Source organism: Paraburkholderia largidicola (assembly GCF_013426895.1).
GTDB lineage: Bacteria > Pseudomonadota > Gammaproteobacteria > Burkholderiales > Burkholderiaceae > Paraburkholderia > Paraburkholderia largidicola.
The window spans coordinates 257,154-276,484 of sequence record NZ_AP023177.1; the positions used below are offsets into that span (position 1 = coordinate 257,154).

General features: G+C 60.1%; 18 protein-coding genes and 2 pseudogenes. 12 read left to right on the forward strand and 8 right to left on the reverse strand.

The genetic code is table 11. The features are described 5' to 3' along the window. Window positions 1–55: 55 nt before the first annotated feature. The 3 genes and pseudogenes from PPGU16_RS40400 (at window position 56) to PPGU16_RS40410 (ending at window position 2,381) form a co-directional block, all read left to right on the forward strand. On the forward strand, window positions 56–1,030 hold the full coding sequence (locus PPGU16_RS40400) for an SDR family NAD(P)-dependent oxidoreductase (RefSeq protein ID WP_180727670.1): 975 nt from the start codon (window positions 56–58) through the stop codon (window positions 1,028–1,030). 161 nt (window positions 1,031–1,191) lie between these two features. Further along, a complete protein-coding gene (locus PPGU16_RS40405; protein WP_180727671.1) occupies window positions 1,192–1,938 on the forward strand; it encodes an SDR family oxidoreductase in 747 nt (248 codons plus the stop codon). A 52-nt stretch (window positions 1,939–1,990) separates the two neighbouring features. Continuing rightward, a pseudogene (locus tag PPGU16_RS40410) lies at window positions 1,991–2,381 on the forward strand (RidA family protein). A gap of 266 nt (window positions 2,382–2,647) precedes the next feature. Here the strand turns inward: PPGU16_RS40410 and PPGU16_RS40415 are convergent. Beyond that, complete coding sequence (locus tag PPGU16_RS40415; protein WP_243460825.1) at window positions 2,648–4,708, reverse strand: FAD-dependent oxidoreductase; 2,061 nt, start codon at window positions 4,706–4,708, stop codon at window positions 2,648–2,650. A gap of 676 nt (window positions 4,709–5,384) precedes the next feature. On the opposite strand from PPGU16_RS40415, the gene PPGU16_RS40420 reads away from it, so the two are divergent. From PPGU16_RS40420 to PPGU16_RS40430, 3 genes are all read left to right on the forward strand, one after another. Then, window positions 5,385–5,696 (forward strand): BufA1 family periplasmic bufferin-type metallophore, encoded by a 312-nt coding sequence (locus tag PPGU16_RS40420; protein ID WP_028194768.1) that lies wholly within the window; start codon window positions 5,385–5,387, stop codon window positions 5,694–5,696. Window positions 5,697–5,856: 160 nt separating this feature from the next. Continuing rightward, window positions 5,857–6,039 carry a multinuclear nonheme iron-dependent oxidase gene (locus PPGU16_RS43315; protein WP_350341211.1) on the forward strand — a complete coding sequence of 61 codons (183 nt, stop codon included), beginning with the start codon at window positions 5,857–5,859 and terminating at the stop codon, window positions 6,037–6,039. A 202-nt stretch (window positions 6,040–6,241) separates the two neighbouring features. Then, on the forward strand, window positions 6,242–6,745 hold the full coding sequence (locus tag PPGU16_RS40430) for a DoxX family protein (protein ID WP_180727672.1): 504 nt from the start codon (window positions 6,242–6,244) through the stop codon (window positions 6,743–6,745). Between the two features lie 93 nt (window positions 6,746–6,838). On the opposite strand, the gene PPGU16_RS40435 is transcribed toward PPGU16_RS40430, so the two are convergent. The 4 genes from PPGU16_RS40435 to PPGU16_RS40450 form a co-directional block, all read right to left on the reverse strand. Further along, complete coding sequence (locus PPGU16_RS40435; RefSeq protein ID WP_180727673.1) at window positions 6,839–7,723, reverse strand: patatin-like phospholipase family protein; 885 nt, start codon at window positions 7,721–7,723, stop codon at window positions 6,839–6,841. A gap of 476 nt (window positions 7,724–8,199) precedes the next feature. Further along, window positions 8,200–8,439 (reverse strand): DUF4148 domain-containing protein, encoded by a 240-nt coding sequence (locus tag PPGU16_RS40440; protein ID WP_207795237.1) that lies wholly within the window; start codon window positions 8,437–8,439, stop codon window positions 8,200–8,202. A gap of 276 nt (window positions 8,440–8,715) precedes the next feature. After that, window positions 8,716–9,357: a DUF1109 domain-containing protein gene (locus tag PPGU16_RS40445; RefSeq protein ID WP_180727675.1), complete on the reverse strand. Its 642-nt coding sequence runs from the start codon at window positions 9,355–9,357 to the stop codon at window positions 8,716–8,718. Then, entirely contained in the window at window positions 9,354–9,926 is a 573-nt protein-coding gene (locus PPGU16_RS40450) for a sigma-70 family RNA polymerase sigma factor (RefSeq protein WP_180727676.1), read from the reverse strand. The genes PPGU16_RS40445 and PPGU16_RS40450 overlap by 4 nt, the downstream gene beginning before the upstream one ends. Window positions 9,927–10,056: 130 nt before the next feature. On the opposite strand from PPGU16_RS40450, the gene PPGU16_RS40455 reads away from it, so the two are divergent. Further along, window positions 10,057–10,998: an IS5 family transposase gene (locus tag PPGU16_RS40455; RefSeq protein ID WP_180727677.1), complete on the forward strand. Its 942-nt coding sequence runs from the start codon at window positions 10,057–10,059 to the stop codon at window positions 10,996–10,998. A 210-nt stretch (window positions 10,999–11,208) separates the two neighbouring features. Here the strand turns inward: PPGU16_RS40455 and PPGU16_RS40460 are convergent, their stop codons facing one another. Beyond that, the gene (locus tag PPGU16_RS40460) at window positions 11,209–11,889 is read right to left on the reverse strand and encodes a peroxiredoxin-like family protein (RefSeq protein WP_180727678.1); all 681 of its coding nucleotides are present in this window, start codon (window positions 11,887–11,889) and stop codon (window positions 11,209–11,211) included. Window positions 11,890–12,336: 447 nt separating this feature from the next. On the opposite strand from PPGU16_RS40460, the gene PPGU16_RS40465 reads away from it, so the two are divergent. From PPGU16_RS40465 to PPGU16_RS40475, 3 genes are all read left to right on the forward strand, one after another. After that, window positions 12,337–13,029 carry a DUF1223 domain-containing protein gene (locus tag PPGU16_RS40465; protein ID WP_180727679.1) on the forward strand — a complete coding sequence of 231 codons (693 nt, stop codon included), beginning with the start codon at window positions 12,337–12,339 and terminating at the stop codon, window positions 13,027–13,029. Between the two features lie 77 nt (window positions 13,030–13,106). Beyond that, window positions 13,107–15,209 (forward strand): protein-disulfide reductase DsbD family protein, encoded by a 2,103-nt coding sequence (locus tag PPGU16_RS40470; RefSeq protein ID WP_180727680.1) that lies wholly within the window; start codon window positions 13,107–13,109, stop codon window positions 15,207–15,209. Between the two features lie 117 nt (window positions 15,210–15,326). Continuing rightward, window positions 15,327–16,331: an HD-GYP domain-containing protein gene (locus PPGU16_RS40475; RefSeq protein ID WP_243460826.1), complete on the forward strand. Its 1,005-nt coding sequence runs from the start codon at window positions 15,327–15,329 to the stop codon at window positions 16,329–16,331. Between the two features lie 85 nt (window positions 16,332–16,416). Here the strand turns inward: PPGU16_RS40475 and PPGU16_RS40480 are convergent, their stop codons facing one another. Beyond that, window positions 16,417–17,145, reverse strand: coding sequence for a cytochrome c biogenesis CcdA family protein (locus tag PPGU16_RS40480; protein ID WP_180727681.1), 729 nt, complete (start codon window positions 17,143–17,145; stop codon window positions 16,417–16,419). Next, window positions 17,145–17,534: a thioredoxin family protein gene (locus PPGU16_RS40485; RefSeq protein ID WP_180727682.1), complete on the reverse strand. Its 390-nt coding sequence runs from the start codon at window positions 17,532–17,534 to the stop codon at window positions 17,145–17,147. Before PPGU16_RS40485 ends, PPGU16_RS40480 begins: the two co-directional genes overlap by 1 nt. Before the next feature lie 287 nt (window positions 17,535–17,821). On the opposite strand from PPGU16_RS40485, the gene PPGU16_RS40490 reads away from it, so the two are divergent. Continuing rightward, window positions 17,822–18,595 (forward strand): YkgJ family cysteine cluster protein, encoded by a 774-nt coding sequence (locus PPGU16_RS40490; protein ID WP_180727683.1) that lies wholly within the window; start codon window positions 17,822–17,824, stop codon window positions 18,593–18,595. A gap of 60 nt (window positions 18,596–18,655) precedes the next feature. Further along, window positions 18,656–18,905 (forward strand): annotated as a pseudogene (locus PPGU16_RS40495) (ATP-binding protein); the annotation flags it as partial. Window positions 18,906–19,331: the final 426 nt, after the last annotated feature.

The window sequence follows — 19,331 nt, forward strand, 5'->3', positions numbered from 1 at the left end:
GTCCCGGCCTAACGACTCAACCTTCCCCCTTCCCCTTTTTTCCACTGAGACGCCCATGGAACATTCGATCGTGCTCGTCACCGGTGCCACCTCCGGGCTCGGTTATGCGGCTGCCCGCATACTTGCCGGAGAAGGCTGGCACGAGATCATCGTCACTGGCCGCAGCCTGGCTCGAGCCCAGGAAACGGCCGCTCAACTCGCAGCGGAAACTAAAAGACAGGTCTTCACGCCGCTGGAGCTGGAGCTTGACACGCCGGCCAGCGTCCAGTCCGCGCTCGCCAAACTCGTCAAGCGAGGTCGGCCGATCGATTTCCTGCTGCTCAATGCCGGGATGGTTCCTGGCAAGGCGCGCGTGATCACCGCAGAGGGCATCGAGGCTTCTCAGGCCCCGCTCATTGGTCACCATCAATTGACTGTCGGGTTGCTCCGCGCCAACCTGCTGAGCCCCAACGCCCGGATTGTCATCACCAGTGCGGAGCCTGCCCGTGGGGGCGTGCCCATGTTCAAGTACACCGACGTGGACGCACTCGCTGCCAAATACCACCAGGGCGACCTGACCGCCGCTATGGAAGCCCTGATTCGCAACGGGCCAAACGTGAAATATGTGCCCAACAATGCGTATGCCGACGCGAAGCTCATCGTCGCCTGGTGGGCTGCAGCGCTGGCGCGGCGGCTACCTTCTGGCATGGCCGTGTACGCTGTCTCGCCCGGTGCGGCGACTGCTACTAACGTTTCGCGACAAGCTAGCTTGGCCGTGAGGTATCTGTTTATCCCGATTGCGAACCTCATTCCCGGCATGAATCAGACGCCGGAGACGGCAGCAGGCCGGTATATCCAGGCCTCGAAGTTCGGAGCCGACGTCTCAGGGCAATTCTTCGCCTCCGCTCAAGGGAAGTTCTCAGGCCCAATTGAGGCGCAGCTACACCCACACCTCCTCGATGGCGCTAATCAGGAAGCCGCGTGGCAGGCCGTCGTCAACGTCTCTGGCGTCAACTGGTCATACGCGGAATCCTTACGCGCGGTGTCCTGAAGGCGCGCCGGTCGCGGCGAAATGTTCGCAGTTGCCGGAATCAGCGGGCGATTGCGTAGTTACATGATCGCCCGCGGGCCATACGGAATTTTGAAATGAATAGTAGTACAAAGTAGCTAAGTATCGGCAAAGTAAACCTAACCATCTGACGGAGAACTCATATGAATCGGTACCAGGATAAAAAGGTGGTGATTATCGGCGGCACGAGCGGCATGGGGCTCGCAACAGCGAAGATGTTCCTCGACGGTGGCGCGCGCGTTCTGGTGACCGGCCGCTCGCAGGAGGGCCTGGAGTCGGCGCAGCAGGAGCTTGGGGACGGCGCGATCGTGGTTTCGAGCGACGCGCGGTCGCTAACCGACATCGACGCCCTCGCCGCTCAGGTCAAGACCGAGTTCGATACCATCGATCTGCTTTTCGTCAACGCCGGGTTCAGCATTCCAACGCCTCTCGAGAGCGTGACCGAAGCCATCTATGACGAGATGTTCAACCTGAACGCCAAGGGCCCCTTTTTCGCGGTCCAGAAGTTCGCGCCGCTGATCAATCGGGGAGGCTCCGTCGTCCTAACGACCTCCGTCGCCAACGTCAAGGGACTGCCGGGCCAAGCCACCTACGGAGCCGCCAAGGCTGCGCTGCGATCAATCGCCCGGACGCTCGCCGTTGAACTGCTTCCTCGCGAAATTCGCGTCAACGCGGTGACGCCCGGCCCCATCGACACGCCGATCCTCAACAAAGTGTTTCCCGATAAAGCCGTGGCCGCCCAGGTTAGGGAGAAGACGATCAGCATGGTTCCGATGAAGCGCTTCGGCACGTCAGAGGAAATTGCGAAGGCGGTCCTCTACCTCGCGTTCGACGCGACCTTCACGACGGGCATGGAACTTCCAGTCGATGGCGGTTGGTCGCAACTCTGAAGGCGTTACGCCGGTACGTAAGCTACCCATCCCATCGCTCAAGGAGGTACACATGGCTCGCGAAATCGTCCGTGTTGAACCATTGTCCAGCTGGCTTGAGCGTTGGAAGGCACCCACCGCCGTGCCACGCGTCACGGCGACCCGCTTTACGTATCGCCGTGACGCCATTCGATTCGCAGACAGGCGAGGTACTGGATGCGCCAACCGAACAGCAAACCGGAGACGTGATGGAGCAACTGAAGCTCTGCGTTGAGACTGGCGAATCGTCGCTCGGCCAGGTGCTTATGTGCAACGTCTACTGCACATCCGTCGAGATGTTCCCGATCGTCACTGAAATCTATGCACAGTTCGTTGGCGTCCAGCCACCGGCACGGATGTTCGTGAACGTCCCCGCATGGCCCGGACGGTTCGATATCGAGATCGATTGCATTGCAGCGGTTTGAGCCGTATTGCGCTCGACCATGGTTCGGTCAAGCCGAGGCGCAGATCGACGCGGCCCTGCGCGATGAAATTAACGAGCGCAGTGGCAACATCATGCGGACCAGGCGCATCCCCAGATGCCGGACAGAGCACCCCGATATTCTTCGAAACCGTCCCGTATGGCCGCAACACCACCGTAGCCGTCGGCTCCGACCATAACGGCAGGCTTGTGAGCAAGTTGCTTCGGAAGCGAAACACAGACGCGCCACCCGTTCGTCCGTGGATTCAGTCACCACCTCGTCGACGGTGGACTCGTCCGGTCAATCCATCGTCTCGTCTCGTGTGTCGCCTGTAATGAGCCGGTGCTGCGCCGGAAGGTCAGATACGCCCAGAGCCAATCGAGAATAACGATGGCCCGGTTCCGTCCGCCGACGAGGAAGGCGATATGAATTGCGCCCCAAAACCACCACGCGGGCTCCCCCCATACGCGAAGTTTGCCGATCTCGGCAACAGCCGCCTGACGTCCGATCGTGGCAAGACTGCCAAAATGCCGGTAGCGAAACGGCGGCGGCGGGCGCCGCCCCGTCAGACTCGCCGTGATCACGCCAGCCACATATCGACCCTGCTGTTTGGCCGCCGGCGCGAGACCAGGAACAACTGCGCCGCGCCATCCCAGACAGGATGCCGTGTCGCCGATTGCATAGATCCGTTGCAGGGCCGGCACGGACAGGTCGGCGCCCACGGCAAGCCGTCCCGACGGATCAGCGGTGCGGTTCAACCATTGAGCCGCAGGCGACGCTGCCACGCCCGCCGCCCATAGAACGGTACGTGCGGCGATGCGCTGCCCTCCAATGTCGACACCCTCGCTGTCGACGCCCAGCACCCGGGTGTCGAGCCGCACCTCGACCCCGAGCGCTTGCAGTGAGCGTTCTGCTGCGCCCGAGAGCGTAGCGGCGAAAGTGGGCAGGATACGCGGGCCCGACTGCAACAGGATCACGCGAGCGCGGGCCGGATCGATCTTGCGGTATTCCTCGGCCATCCCGTGCCGGGCCAGTTCGGCGATGGCACCCGCCAGTTCGATGCCGGTGGGACCGCCGCCGACGATCACGAAAGTCAGCCACGCGGCCCGCTCGGTCTCGCTCGCCGCGCTTTCGGCTTCCTCGAACGCCCGCAACAGGCGACTGCGCACGTCGGCCGCATCTTCGATACTCTTCAGGCCCGGTGCAAAAGGCGCCCAACTGTCCTTGCCAAAATAGCTGTGGCGAGCGCCCGTCGCCAGCACCAGATAGTCGAATTTCACGGCTAACGTACCAACGTGTACCTCGCGCGCGACCGCATCCACCCCCGTCACCTGCCCCAGCATGACCTGAACGTTGCGCTGCCGCCGGAACAGGCTGCGGATCGGCGTGGCGATCTCAGCGGGCGACAGCGCGGCCGTAGCCACCTGGTAAAGTAGCGGCTGAAACAGATGGTGGTTGCGCTGGTCGATCAGCGTGATCCGACAGCGCACATTGCGCAGTCCCTGCGCGGCTGCGACGCCGCCAAAGCCGCCCCCGACTACGACGACATGCGGCAAATCCTCTGGGGCGGAATCGTCTTCCTGCAACCTGGTGTCCGTCCACCGGTCAAGCAGCCAATCGACGGAAAATGCGCCACCGCCTGCGACTACAAGCACAAAAAGAAGAAGCAGGACTGCCAGCCGGTCGTCGGTCGACATGGCGATACCGGCCACTGGCACCATCACCGCGATGACCAGCGCGACAAAGCGCGTCGCGCAGCCAAGCGTCAACGCCAACGCGAGCGCCACCGCACACCAGGCTGGGTGAACAAGAGAGGTCGCCGCGGCACCCAACATCGATTTCTGCAACCACGAACCCATTGGCAATACGAAGTTAACGAGTGAAGCGGCAAGCCCGGCACGAATGACAAACTGAAGAAGCGGACCCAGATAGCGTTCGAACCAGACATAAAGCCCACGCGTGAGCCTTATCGGGCGAAATGGAATCCATGACACACCGCGCCCCAGAAGATTGTCGAGCGACATGGCCCCCGCCCCGCTTACGATGAGCCACGAAAGGAGCGCGAGTTTGGCTCCCTGTGCGCCCACCGCCAGCGCACCGTGACTGTCGGCGATTGTCTCGATGAGCTGCACCAGCGCAACAGGACGAGTCAGCAGCCCCATGGTAAGCAGCAACGGCACCGCACTGTGCAGCGCTGCATCGAGCCCGGACGGGACATGTAGGCCGCCGGAAAACAGACCATCATGAGGGCCTTCTGCCATCGTCATGATCTGATGCACGAAGACGACCTGTCCAAACCAGATCCGGGCAAACAACAGCACCCAGGGCATACATAGCACGCGCAGGGCGAGGCCGAAACCGCAGGCACGTCTAAGGGTCTTTCGTAACATAGAGATAGAACGCCCAAGTATCCATGAACGGCCCGGCGTTCTACCGCGGACAGAGAACAGACTGCCGGACGGATGCACGGGGTAAGCTGAAGGCCCAGGACGGCAAGTCGCTAGCGCCTGCCCGACTCTGGATTACTGCCAGATGTCAACGGCTCTGCGGGACCATGCCCATATCCGACTGATAGTTCGTCCCCGGCGGCTGGACGGTTACGGCGATCCACGAATTTTGTTTCGCCACTCAGCTGCCATCCCGCGAGAAATATCGAATGTCCCGAGTCAGAATTTTCGTTTAGCGATACAAATTAACCATGCCAAACTCAAGCCGCCGACTCTGTCCCAAACCCAGGCGGCACGCATGCAGCTCCCTCGCCTCTGACGACCGGAACTTCTTCATCTTGCCGCTCTCGACAAAAAACAGCGGTGTCCTGTAACCGTCTGGCAACCGGGCAGCGAATTACTGCAAGCGGTTTGGCCGCAGCGGTTCTGGCAGATGTCGACGCTTCACAGGCCGAAAGCAAAAAAATAGCGATTTCCCTGTAACCAGACATCTACAGCCCGCGAACTAGATCACGTATCCATCACGGGTACCTTCCATCCCAATCACTGGAGAAATTCAATGTCCACAAAGATCACGGTCAGCTCCACCCTCCTCGCCGGCGTTGTCGCGAGCCTGCTTGCATCAGTCGCCCATGCAGCACCACTTACGCCCGCCGAAGGAGCCGCTGCTGTCGCAGCACACAAGGAAAAGTGCTACGGCGTTGCGCTGAAAGGGCAAAACGACTGCGCCGCCGGTCCCGGTACCACGTGCCAAGGCACATCCGCGATGGATTTCCAAGGTAACTCGTGGAAGTTCGTTCAGGGCGGCACCTGCACGAGTATCGAAGTGCCGGGTGGCGGCCACGGCTCGCTCACTCCGTTGAAGTCCTGATTCGGCGAACGACACGATGGACGGGGGCGGCCATGGGCAATTCCACAGTGACACCGGCAGTTGGCCAGACAGACCACCCCTCCACGCGGCGCCTGTCGCAGACGGGCTTGCCTGAACCTGTTTCAGGCATCAGCACCTGCCTGCGAGGTTCGCGGACTTACTGAGCAACGGATTCTTCGATGTTCCTGCGGGTAACCCTATGAGCGTCGGCGCTCCGTCACATCGGACGCTTGCGGCCATCCGTGAGCACTACCCGCTCTACATTCATGGCGTCGGTACATCGATTGGCAGCAAGGGAGCGTTTCTCCGCTTCGCTCAAGCGACCGGGAAGCTCGACCCGTAACGCGACCGGCGCAGGAAGTGATGGTGTCGCGGCTGCCGGCCAATGATTGAACCTTCCTCATTGGCTTTCCCGACGGCGCATCGGCAGGCGAAGCAGTCACGGCCGCGTGTTTTGAAGCCCCGTCGTTCGATCTCCTGGCCAACCTGGCAGGGATGATCCCAGCCGGCGTATTTGTCGCCGTCCAACTTGGAGATTCACAGAGATGTCGAACCTACAGAGTGTAAAACTGCCGATTCCGGGCGTAGTCGTGTCCGCGATTGGCACGGCGAGGCGGCTGATCCAGCAACTCGCACAACCGTGGCTCGTTCAACTCGTCCTGCGGCTTGCCTTGGCTGTGCCGTTCTGGAAGTCGGGCATTCTCAAATGGCACGGCTTCCTTCAACTGAGCGATACGGCGATCGACCTGTTCACGGACGAGTTCAAGTTGCACCTCCCAGGCGGTCCGTATCCGTTTCCCGCGCCAGCTGTTTTTGCGTTTCTGTCGGGTCTCGGCGAGGTGACGTTCCCGGTGCTGCTCGTGCTTGGCCTCGGAACCCGGTTCGCCGCGGCCGGCCTGATATTGATGACGTGCATTGTCGAGTTGACCATACCGGACGGCTGGCCCATCCACCTGACCTGGTTGGCGATGGCACTGGGAATTGCAGCCTGGGGGCCTGGCCTGATATCGATTGACTATCTGCTTGGCGACAGGTCGCCCAGGTCGTGATTGCGTGTTTTCATGGCGATGCACGACTACGTGAGAGGGCGACAGAATCATGGCAACGATGCCACTGTCGTCTAGCGCCTCCGCTCGCTCTAGTCACGCATGCTTGTGTTCGCGTAGCTCACCCGGGATTACTCCGCGCTCAAGACCGCCTTCGTTCAACCATGCACGCGTCTTTGCGGCCGCACGCTCAATCAGGCGGTCGCACTGCGTGTAGTCGTAAGGCGACACATCGAGCGGACACAAGGGCGGCACTACAAAGATCTCTGCGCGGGATGAATAGGATTCCAGATCGCGCACAAGCTGACGCGCAATGAGAAGTGTCAGCGCGTGCGTGGCCTGCGCGATTGCGTTACCGGGCGGCTTGCGCATTGCGCAGGCAAACCCGGCCGGAAGCACAATGACGCGTGTCGCACCAAGCGAGATGGCCACGGAGATCGGCGTATTGTTGGCCACGCCGCCATCGACCAGATCCACCCCGTCAATGCGCACAGGCGGGAACACACCGGGAATCGCAGCGCTCGCGAGAACGGCATCCACCAGCGGGCCAGACGAAAGGATAATTTCTTTGCCGCTTTGCATCTCCGTCGCGACGATGTGAAGTGGTATGGCCGCATGCTCCACCCGGGAAAACGACAAATTCTTTTCCAGCAGCGTGCGCAGCGCCGTAGCTTCGACAAGGTGGGAGCGCCGACTCAGCACCATCTCGAGCAACCCGAACATGGTGAGCGGCATGATGTCCCGCCGCCTGATCCGACACCACAGTAGTTCGAGCATAGCGACGCAATCGCCGTCGGGCCGGCCAGCAAAATACGCCGCATTGATCGCACCGGCGGATGCGCCAATCACGCACCCCGGATGCACACCATGATCGAGCAACTCGCGCAGCATGCCAACTTCGATCGCGCCGAGGCTGCCGCCGCCTGCGAACACAAAGGCGGTCAAGCCCGGTGGAGCGGACAAATTCGGATAAGTGGACATGTCTGCCTCTGCTGCCGTGTAATACCGGGTCCGTTCTCCATGACTCATCGAGCGAACTCGCACCAATGACAGGTGGTCCGATCACAACGACGTCGCCCGGATGGAGCCGGCCGCCTCACATCCGGTTGCCGAACCGCTGCTTGCGGGAATGTCGAAATCGCACCCAAGGCAGAATCGGGAACGACACACGGGACAGTATCGGTGCACTTTGGAAAGACCCAGCAACCGGTTTTGCATTCGCATCATTTCGCGCTCGCGCTTCGCCGCCGTCTGCATCGTTGTCATTGGACCCTCAGTTTCCTTTCCCCATGGCCAATCATTAGGATAACCATCTATGTTGCCTACTTCCTTTCGTCCGGAACCTGCTTTGCGCATACCACAAGACGAGCCTCACTTCATGATCTTCCGTAGCCTTGTCACCACCGCGAACGGATTGAACCTCGACGATCAGTTTCCTTGCTATTGTCTGCCCTCGTTTAGCGCCGGATGAAATTCGGTGTGCCGCCAGGCCCATAAGGATCGGGATTGCCGAAACGCGGGATGGTGCCGTTCATGCGAGCGTGAGCCAGTTCCTCACGCACCTGCTCGCGAGTCTTCGGACCTTGATTCGATTCTGCCGCCATTGAGTCTCCGTCAGCGCCTTGCACAGGCTGCGCACTCGCCAGCGCCGACATGCCGAGCATTGCCACGGCCATGATAATCACCAACTTGTTCATTTTCACAATACTCTCCCAAAGGGGCATTGATCGTGGTATTGATCGACCTGCCCAAACGCCAACCAATCCTGGCGCTCGGTCGTCCGGAGTTGCCGGCGTCGATCGCTCAAGCACGGGCTTATGCCTGCGCTTCATAAGGTATTTCGCCTATTTGCCCGGATTGGTTACAGAACAGACAGAAAATAAGGTGGGATTTCAGTTACACGGCGTCGGGCCTTCAGCACGCACCTCGGCGCAGCGCTGGCTGAACACAGTTTGACCTTCCAATGGTCCAACTCACCAGTTCAGCAGCCGGGGCCCCAGCGCCACGCCGGCAAGCGTGGGAATCAGCATGCCGAGGAGATACCAGACGGCCCAGAATGGCACACCCATCTCGGGGCAGTGGAAGCAGTAAGCAATCGCGGCAGTCGCTCCTGCCAGCAGGCCGCCTGCGGCGCCGGCCAGTCTGAGACCCATGGGTGCCAGACCGCGCATCGCCCAGAACACCGTGATGAACACCGGCACTGAAAGCAACGCGATATTACGTGGACATACGCGCCACGTATTGCCCATGACGAGCGGCAAGCGCGCATAGGGAGGGGTCAACCACAACAGGACGAGCGTCGCAATCCACACGGCGAGCACGGGCGCAGCAAGCGCGGTCCACGCGCGACCTACCGCAACTCCTGGGCGGGATAGTCGCGCCGTCGCCAGCAACGCAGCGAGTGCGAGGCACAGAGGAAGAGCCAGCTTGATCCAGAACAGTGGCGTCTTCATCGCCACGCCGATATCGGGGCGAACGCCATAAACGATTGCCATGAGCACCGTGGAACCGACACCGCCGCATAACATCGCCCAGCTGAATCGCTTTGCCGACACGTTATGATCGATAGCGGGCACCCCCGTGGCCAGCAGTGAAACCAGATCTTCTGTCTTCATGATGCGCCTTGAAACTTTAGAGCCAATGCTTTCAAACCGCGGTGCACGCCAACCTTGACGGCCGACTCCGACAGGCCGGTGAGCTTTGCGGTTTCAGTCACCGACAACCCTTCCAGCTTGACGTGCAGAATCGGCAGACGCTGGCGGTCAGGCAACTGTTCGAGCAGTTTGCTTAGATCACGCCGGGCCTCTGCCGGTTCGACAGCGCAGGTGGCGAAGATCTCGAGCTCGTCGACCAGCGGCATGTGCAAGGCTTCCCGGCGCGATCGTGCGCGAAAAAAGTCCGCCAGTTTGTAGCGGGCGATCGCGTGCACCCAAGCCGTCAGCGGCTGGTCCGGACGGTATGTATGGCGTCCATTATGCACTGCCAGCAAAATCTCCTGGACCAGGTCCTCGACATCGTCCTGTAGATAGAAGAGACGCTTTCTCAGGAAGCCGCGCAGATGCCCGGTCAGGTCGCTGAGAAACGCCTGATAAGCCGCCCCGTTCCCATCCAGGCCCCGCACGAATAGAGCCTTCAGTCGCTCTTCGACGGGACTCGCCGGTCCATTTTCGGTAGTTCGGGTCATTGCAGGTTCTGGTTACAGTTGGCACCAAATAAACGGCGTGAAAAACATGTACGGGAATCTCTGCAAAAGGTCCTGGCATTGCCGTGAGGGTTGACTATCCTGGAAGCAGGATAGTTAAGGGAGTGGCGTGATGACACAGCTTGGTCTTGGTCTGGATCTGTCAACGAAGCGTACCCGCAAACGCGAGTTTCTCGACGAGATGACTCGCGTGGTGCCGTGGCAGAAACTGATTGCTCTGATCGAGCCACACTATCCCAAAGGCAAGACTGGGCGCCCGCCGTTTCCCATCCAGACGATGCTGCGCATTCACTTCCTGCAGCAGTGGTTCAGTCTCTCGGACCCGGCGATGGAGGAGGCGCTACACGACATCCCGCTGTATCGGGAGTTCGCGCTGCTGGACACGGGCATAACGCGGCTGCCAGACGAGAGCACGATCCTGCGGTTCCGCCACCTGCTTGAGGCCAATGAACTGTCGACCAGAATACTGGCGACGGTCAACGAGATCCTGCAGGCGAAAGGCCTGATGCTCAAGGCGGGCTCAGCGGTCGATGCGACGTTGATTCCGGCACCCAATTCGACGAAGAAACCCGGCACGCGAGACCCGGAGATGCGTCAGACGCAAAAAGGCGGCAGCTGGTACTTCGGAATGAAGGCACATATCGGAGTCGATGTGGAGTCGGGGCTGGTGCATACCGTGAAGTGCACGCCGGCGAACGTTCATGACATCACGGTGGCACATGAACTGTTGCATGGCAAAGAGAAGGTTGCGTTTGCCGATGCGGGCTATGTGGGCATCGAGAAGCGAGGCGAAACGGGTGCGGTCCAGTGGTACGTCGCGATGAGACCGAGCAAGCGAAACAAGCTGGACAAGAGAAAGCGGCTGGACAGGATATACAACAAAATCGAGCGGCTCAAGGCGGGCGTGAGAGCGAAGGTGGAGCACCCGTTTCGCGTACTGAAATGCCAGTTTGGATATCTGAAGGCGAGATATCGGGGACTGGCAAAGAACACGGCGCACATCGAAACGCAGTTCGCCCTGGCCAATCTGTGGATGGCGCGCAAGATGCTGTGAAGCGGCGCAACAACGGAAGAAAATGCGCCGCATGAGCACAGCGCCGGCCAGCAAAGATGCGACTGGTAGTGATTCAGCAACGTGAGGATGACGACGCGATCTTCACTCCAGGTGTTCGGTTAGAAGTCCAACGAAAAAAACGGGTTATTCAGACCTTCCTACGCGGATAGCAGAGAAATGTTTCCCTCCTGGAGCCATGGTGCAAAAATCTCATGTCCGGCCTCCGGCGGCAGGTCCATCAAGAACCGGAAGCAGCTCGGCGGGATCGGGACGTTTCGTGAAGTCCGGACTCACCTCGGCGTAAGCGATGATGCCGTCCTGGTCGATGACGAACCTCGCCGGCATCGGCAGCGTCCACGAGGGGTCGTCGTTGAATGACGACAGGTCGGTCCCGAACGTGGTTAGATACAGCTCGACAAGATAGTCCGGCAACGGGACACGCAGTCCATAGGCTGCCGAAAGTTCACCGCGTGGGTCTCCGAGTATCGGGAAACTGAGGCGGTTCTCAAGGATCGTCCTGCGGCTATTGACCCCGTTCTGCGGCGAAATTGCCATCAGGCTCGCTCCACGGGCGACGATATCCGGCAGCGCCGCCTGCAGCGCCCGAAGCTCGAGATTGCAGTACGGGCTCCACACGCCGCGATAGAACGTCAGTACCAGCGGGCCATCGGCAATCAGCTTGCGCGAACCGATCGGCCAGTGGCCTGGGTCCTTCATGACAAAACACGGCGCAACGTCGCCGACCTTTTTTGCTCGCTGAGCAAGGCCAGATTCGATCAGTTCGTCGGTCGCCCGCTGGAGCGTATCGACGACCGAACGGTGCACATTGCAAGGAGGTAGCCCGGACTCGAATGTCGCCTTGAAGGCATCGAGACGTTTCTGCAATGACATGACAGGGTTCTCCGGTTCGACGTGCGCCCACCGCTCGACCTAAGTGGGTACGTCGAACGGCGAAACGGACACTTGCCTTCCCAACTATGGTCGGGACTCGGCCCGAAAGATGACACAAGATACAACCTGAATTTTTCCGCATCCCTCGTTTTTCCAATGACGCTGGATACATCAGGATAGCGCCAACCGGGACAGATCCACACCTCCGCCATTGCTACCCTTGAGCGACCTGACGGAACGTTTGTTTCAGGAAGGTGTAACCCGATCGAGGTCCGCGTCGAACTACCGTTGGACAGCGTCGGAAAGCGCTGCGAGACAGGTGTGATGCGCCCCGATCACGCTTAATTTCAATGACACAGCTGGAGATATGGATAAGGCTATTCGGGCTGTCATATCGCCTGCTCCACCGCGACCAATGCATCAATGATTCTCACCAGGAGTCAACTCATGCTATCCCGTCTGCTTGCTTCCGTTTCACTGCTTGTCGCCCTCCCCGTCGCCGCGGCAACGCCCCGACCGGTGGTTGTCGAACTTTTCACGTCCGAAGGCTGTTCATCCTGTCCGCCGGCTGACGCCTATCTGTCGGAGTTAAGTCAGCAGCGGAGCGACATTCTCCCTTTGGCTTTTCACGTCACCTACTGGAACAGCCTCGGATGGAAAGACCCTTTTTCCCTCGATATCGCCACTCAACGTCAAGCTGAATACGGGCGACGCTTCGGCGACGGCTCCTACACGCCCGAAATGGTCGTCGACGGAACAACGGGCTTCGTGGGTTCAGACCGCTCGTCCGCCGAGGCCGCGATTCAGAAAGCGAAGACCGCGGATTCAACGTCCGCGCCGCTGTCCGCGGTGCGCAAGGGCAGCGCCATTACGGTTTCGGTCGGAGCCGGCTCCGGAAGCGCGCAGGTGATTCTGGTGGGTTACGACGCGCAGCACATGACCGCCGTCGGGCGTGGCGAAAACGGCGGGCGAACGTTGAAGGAGTCCAACATCGTTCGCTCGTTCGAGCCGATTGGTCAATGGACCGGCAAACCGGCTATGTTCACCCCCCGGGTCCCTGCGGGTGAGAAGACCGCAGTTTTGCTCGAGGCACCGGACGGACACATTGTCGGCGCTGCCCGCGTGACAGATGAGCCGTAGCATGTGCTCCCTCCGTCTCGATGGGACGCCTTGTGAAAACCCGACCTACTTACAATCTTCTCGGTGAGGAACAAGCGATGCCCCGATTCACTCGCATTGGCGCCTTCTTTGTCCTCGTCGCAACGCTTCTTCTTGCTTCATCGTTCGAGGCTCGTGCGGCGTCCTCGAATTGGGCCGGCGATCAGCGCGCCAGTGTGCGCATCATCACGGCAACCAACGGCGTACCAGGGAACACGCTGCAGATAGGCGTCGAGTTCCGCTATCCGGACGGCTGGCATGGTTACTGGCGCACACCCGGCGATGCCGGCATCGCGCCGATTTTCGACTGGTCGCGGTCCCGGAATGTCGCATCGGCATCCGTGTCCTGGCCGGCGCCGTCCCGCCTCGTTATCTCGGGTCTGCAAAACAGTGTCTATACGGGCGATTGGATTCTGCCGGTGAGCCTTACGCTGGATCATCCGCACGAGGCGACCCGCATTGCGCTGACGCTCGACTACGCGAGTTGCGCGAATGTTTGCGTGCCCGAACATGCGGAGGTGGCGCTCACCTTGCCACTGGGCACGGACGCACCATCAAGCGAAGCCGCAGCTATCGCCGCAGCGGTGCAAAGGGTGCCGCAGACGCCCGCAGAGGCCGGAATCGACGTGGTGCATAGCACGCTGGAGCAAACCTCCGCCGGTCGGCGCCTGAAGGTCGATCTGCGTAGCGAGGGCAGCCCGTTTCGGTCGCCCGACCTGTTCGTCGAAGGAGCCGAGGCCGGTCTGCCCGCAGCGCCACAGGTACACCTATCAAATCGCGGCCACCGGGCAGCACTGAAAGTCGAACTGCCGTCTGCCGCTGCAGCGAAAGAGCCGTTGCGCCTGACCGTGGTGGACGGATCCAGAGCGGCCGAATTCACGGCCGCATCAGTCGTCCCCGCGGGAGTCGACGACCACGGCATCGTCGTCATTCTGTGCTTGGCGCTGCTTGGCGGCCTGATTCTGAACTTCATGCCATGTGTGTTGCCCGTTCTTTCAATCAAGGTTTTCTCGGTAGCGAAAGCCGCAGGCACCGAACGCAAAACGGCCACGCGGGTGGCGCTCGCGACGGCCCTTGGAATCGTCACTTCGTTCGGATTGCTTGCCGCGGTGTTGTCCATCCTTAAACTCGCGGGGGCGTCGCTCGGATGGGGCATACAGTTCCAGCAACCGTGGTTCCTCGCAGGCATGGCCGTCGTCACAACGTTGTTTGCGGCAAGCTTCTTTGACTGGCTCCCGATCAGCCTTCCGCCAATCCTTTCCGGAGGTGCGAGCAGTGCAACCAGTCGGGGGCCGCTTGTCGAGGCGTTCGTCGGCGGCATGCTTTCTACGCTTCTTGCCACACCGTGCTCGGCTCCGCTCGTCGGCACCGTGGTCGGCTTTGCGTTGGCACGCAGTCCGTTCGAGATTACGGCGGTGCTTCTCGCACTTGGGGTAGGAATGGCGCTCCCATTCCTGACATTGGCGCTCGCGCCGTCGCTTGCGACGCGGCTTCCGCGCCCGGGCCAGTGGATGATCCAGTTGCGCAAGATTATGGGACTACTGCTGCTGACGACTTCAATCTGGCTGATCGCATCGTTATGGAATATTGCGGGTATGGCCGTCGCGTCACTCGTCAGTATTGTGCTGATCGTCATGCTCGCAGTGCGTGCCGCCGTGACCCGATGGGGAGGCCTGCTGACCACCCGATGGTCAGGCGCAGCGACCGCGCTCCTTGCTTGCTGCGCCATTGCAATTTCCTCGCTTACCTCGCCCGGCGCAGGAGACCGAAGCGCTCCGCTGACCGAATGGCAGGCGTTCGATCCGAACGCAATCAACACGCTGATCGCCAGCGGCAAGACTGTGCTCGTCGACGTAACGGCGAGCTGGTGTCTCACCTGCAAGGTCAATGAGCTATCCGTTCTGGACACGGCTGCTGTGCGCACCCGGCTCAGACAGGACAATATCGTGCGCATGCGAGCCGACTGGAGCCGGTATAACCCCGGAGTGCTCGCCTACATTCAGGCTTTCGGTCGTTTCGGCATTCCGCTCGACGTCGTATATGGGCCTCGCATCCCACAAGGGCAATTGCTGCCCGAGATCTTGCAAACTTCGACGCTCTTCCATGCGCTCGACAACGCCACGCCCGCCAAAACAGCGAAGAGCAATTCATCCGCCGGTTGACATGACACGATTTCTTTAGATGAGCGCAAGTCAGTACCCGGTTGGGAACCGCATCGCCGTCGCAAATAAATACTCTCTCTCGTGTAACCCGAAGCACTTTCTGGACGAATTCAAGGGGTGAAGTCGTACCGGCATAACAAGTCGACCGCACCGAACAAACTGGACAGTCCGTCTTTTTGCAGCGGCTTACCGTTTGCCAGAAATGGCCCCGAGAAATACTTCATTGCGACCATGACTCCAAAAACGATGTTCAGCCTCGCCTCACGTCTCTTCGGCCAGACGGGACCGGTACACAGTGCGGATCAACCGGTCCTTGATAGTCTGCTCGCCCTCGCGTGGGTGGTAGAGGCCCGCGACCCATATACCGGCGGCCATTTGTGGCGAGTCTCCCGTTATGCGAGTCTACTGGCACGACGGATTGGTCTTTCGGATCGCGAGGTGGCGCACGTCTCGGTGGGTGGCTTCCTGCACGATCTGGGCAAAATCGCTGTTCCAGATTCTGTCCTGCTCAAAACCGAGCGTTTGACCGACGCGGAGTATGCCGTCATCAAAACGCACCCTGAGGTAGGCAAACGACTGCTTGCGAAGCATCCTTTCGGCGAACGCGTTGCGGACGCCGTTTACGCCCATCACGAGCGACCCGACGGTAAAGGTTATCCGTTAGGCCTAGCTGGCAAAGAGATCACCCCCATGGCTGCAATCATCGGCATCTGCGACACCTTTGACGCCATGACCAGCACACGCCCGTACCGTAAGGCAATGCCGATCGACGATGCCTTTGCTGTCATACGCGACAATCTCGGCACGCAGTTCAATCGCGAATATGGGGAAATGTTTCTGAAGCTGGGTGGTAGCGTCAACCTGTACCACATCGCAGGCCATAGCGATGAAGGGATACCACTTCAGCAGTGCCAGACATGCGGTCCAACCGTTGTCGTCAGAGCGGATACTCCAGAGGATAGCGAAGTATATTGTCCAGCATGCACATCAGGCTACCGATTCAAAGGTCTGTTTTCCGCCATGCTACCGACGGGAAACAAGGCGAGTGCCGCCAACCTCGCTCCCTCACCAGACCTGGCACTCATTGCGCGCGTTACCGGTCAGCTACACACGCTGTCATGACACCGCATGTCTCGCGAGCCATGCGAACGCAGCGTTGCTGAGTCGCGGCAGCCGTACCCTGCGCCGTAGTGCCGCCGCCCTGTTCTCATAAGGATGTTGTCAGAGTAGTGAGCCAGGCTGGACTGACGGACAGGAGAAGGGTCTCCAACTGGCGGTCGGCGCCGGTGATGACGATCGTCCCCATGACAACGAAAAGTGCACCGAGCGTCCAGCGGGCCGTCTTGCCCCACGCGGCAAGCGTGCCTCGCACCTTCATCAGCGAAACTCTCGAGATCGTTCCGAGCAGGACGAGTGGCATTGCCGCACCCAAGCCGAACAGTGCCATCACGATGGCGATATGTCCGAGGTCCTGACCTTGTGCCGCCAGCGACGTTGCCGCACCCAGCGTCGGCCCGACACAGGGGGTCCAGACGAACCCCAGCAACAGCCCGATCATCGTCTGCCCGAGCAATCCGTTGCCTTTCACATCGTCGAGCACCTGCTGGCCCGTCGCACCGACGACGGAACTGAGCCGGGAGAAAACCCTTTGAAGGGTGCCCGATAACATGACAAGACCGAAAAACACCATCAGGCTCGCAGCCCAACGTCGAAGAATCTCGGGGTCCAGTCCAACTGATGCTCCAAGGGTAGCGAGAAAGATACCGACGCCCGCAAACGAAATGGCCAAACCAGTTGCCAGCGCAATGACGCCGAATCGATGTTTAGCCAGCGCTGACGTCGCGAGTATCGGGAGTAGCGGCAGGACACAAGGGGACAACACCGATGCCGACCCGGCGACAAGACTCAACCCATACGTTGCAGCGGTGAATTGCATCACAGGGCCTGTTCAAACACGGCCCGGATGGTGGCCTCCTGGGTCTGCCCCGTCGAACGCGCGACTTCGTGGCCGTCCTTGAAGACAACGAAGGTCGACTGCTGGGTTACCTTGAGTTCTCTTTTCAGTTTCGCTTCCGCATCATAGTCTGCTATGAAAATCGTCACCTGCTTCAGCTTGGGGTCAGCTGACAGACGGTCGACGATCGGTTTTTGAACCCGGCATGTCGGACACCAGCTTGCATGCAGATAGACAACCGCGGGCCGGCCCGATGAGACGGTCTGATCGAAGCTTGCCTGAGTGAATGGCACTTCACCCGCGAACGTAGCGGCTGACGCCGCCAGCAACGCTGCGCCTACGATGTGCTTAACGAATCGTATCCGGTTCATGATTGGACCCTTTTGGCGGTTGGGAAAGACGGGAAACAGTCAATGCTCCACCCCTAGTTCGGATATTTGGCAATATCGGTTACAGCGCCGCTCAAATCTGCTGCGCGCCTGTTCGCAGTTCCCGATGGGGCATGCATGCGTCCGGTGAAGCGGCGGTCCATTTCGCATTCTCGATGTAACCGAAGCGGGCTTCAGATCGAACTAAGGGATTAGCGATTGCGGCCGAAGTTGGGCCGCCTTTCATTACCCTTTGTGTTTCGGTGTTTTTTCTGGAACCCGAGATCGACATGGCCATCGATTTAAGTTTCGCATGCACGATGTGCGGCGATTGTTGTCACAATCTTCGTCTGCCCCTGAGCGTCAAAGAAGCCATACGCTGGTTGGAACGTGGTGGAGACATTCAGGTCCTTTGCGAAGCGATGCCGTGGCCCGTCGAACCATCGACGGACGATGGACAGGTGCAACACAGGCGAATGCGGTCGTTTGCCGCCGAAAGCGGTGAGCTTCCTATCCGTGTGATGGTGACAGTCGCTGCCGCCTTCGATGGCGCCTGCCCGCACCTGCAACCCGATATGCGATGTGGCGCATACGACGCAAGGCCCAACGTCTGCAGAATCTATCCGGCCGAAGTCAACCCTTTCATCGAACTTATGCCGGCACACAAGGCTTGCCCGCCTGAGGCGTGGGCCGCCGACAGGCCCTCATTCCTCAAAGGCGGTCGAATCGTGGATTCCATCACGGCGGATCTGATCCAGAACTCCCGTGAGGCAGCCGTTCGTGATGTTCCTGTGAAGGAGCGTCTCTGTGGAAATGCTGGTTTTCGTACCGCATCCTTGGCCAATGAGGGGTTTGTGACATACACGCTCCCTCCTCGTGCAATGCTTGATGAGTTACGCAGAGCGCTGAATCCTGCCGCGCCTGCTACGCAAGCGGTGCCGTGGCGCATCCTGTCGAATCGACGCACTACCATTGACACCCTCAATTCGGTCGGCGCTCATTCTGAAATGCACACGGCTCTATTGCCGACCGAGGGGTACATCCCGCTTTTTGAGGCGAACTAGCGTCCGTCCCGGTGGACTCCGAAGGGCAGCAAGCGGGTCCTTAACTGATCAGCGCCAGGGTACGAGCGACGTTCGCTTCTGCTCACAGCAAATCAACCCTTCAGGGGATGCAACAAGGTCTTCCCCGCCCCCGCCATGACGATCGCCGCCGTCGAGCGGTTGGTCCATCACTCATCTACCTTCGAGCTCAATGTCGAAAGCTACCAACGGCGCACCACACCGTAACGCAAGCAGCAAGGACCAGGACGTCCCGCGCACTTCGCCAAGCCACAACCTCGGCGTGCCGTCGCTTCACGAGAACGAACGATGACGGGACCCCGAAGTCACGGTCGACACTATCGAAGACACGGAGAACATCTTCCCCATTCGAAACGTCAGCAGCATAAGACCGGATACCTTGGCCACCTCGAGAATTGATCATGGAGATTAGTTCCGCTTCACCGCGGGCATCCGCGCCGACCTGCATGTTCCCGGTTACGAAGCGTTGTACCTGAGCCCATCCCAGCTTTGCTTCAACCCCGAAGACGACCGCTGTCTCGCGCGCTGCCATGCGTGCTCCTCGTCTAGGCGAAATCGGCTGATCCACCTATGGATGTCGAAAATGATTCCGTGTAAGCCGTCCATCACGGCGGTTGCCGTGAGTGCCCTGATCGCCATTGTGGCCCTTGTAAATCCCAACGCTTCATGCGCTGTAGCGGCGACCGCGGGACCGACATGCAGATCGGTCGGCACCGTC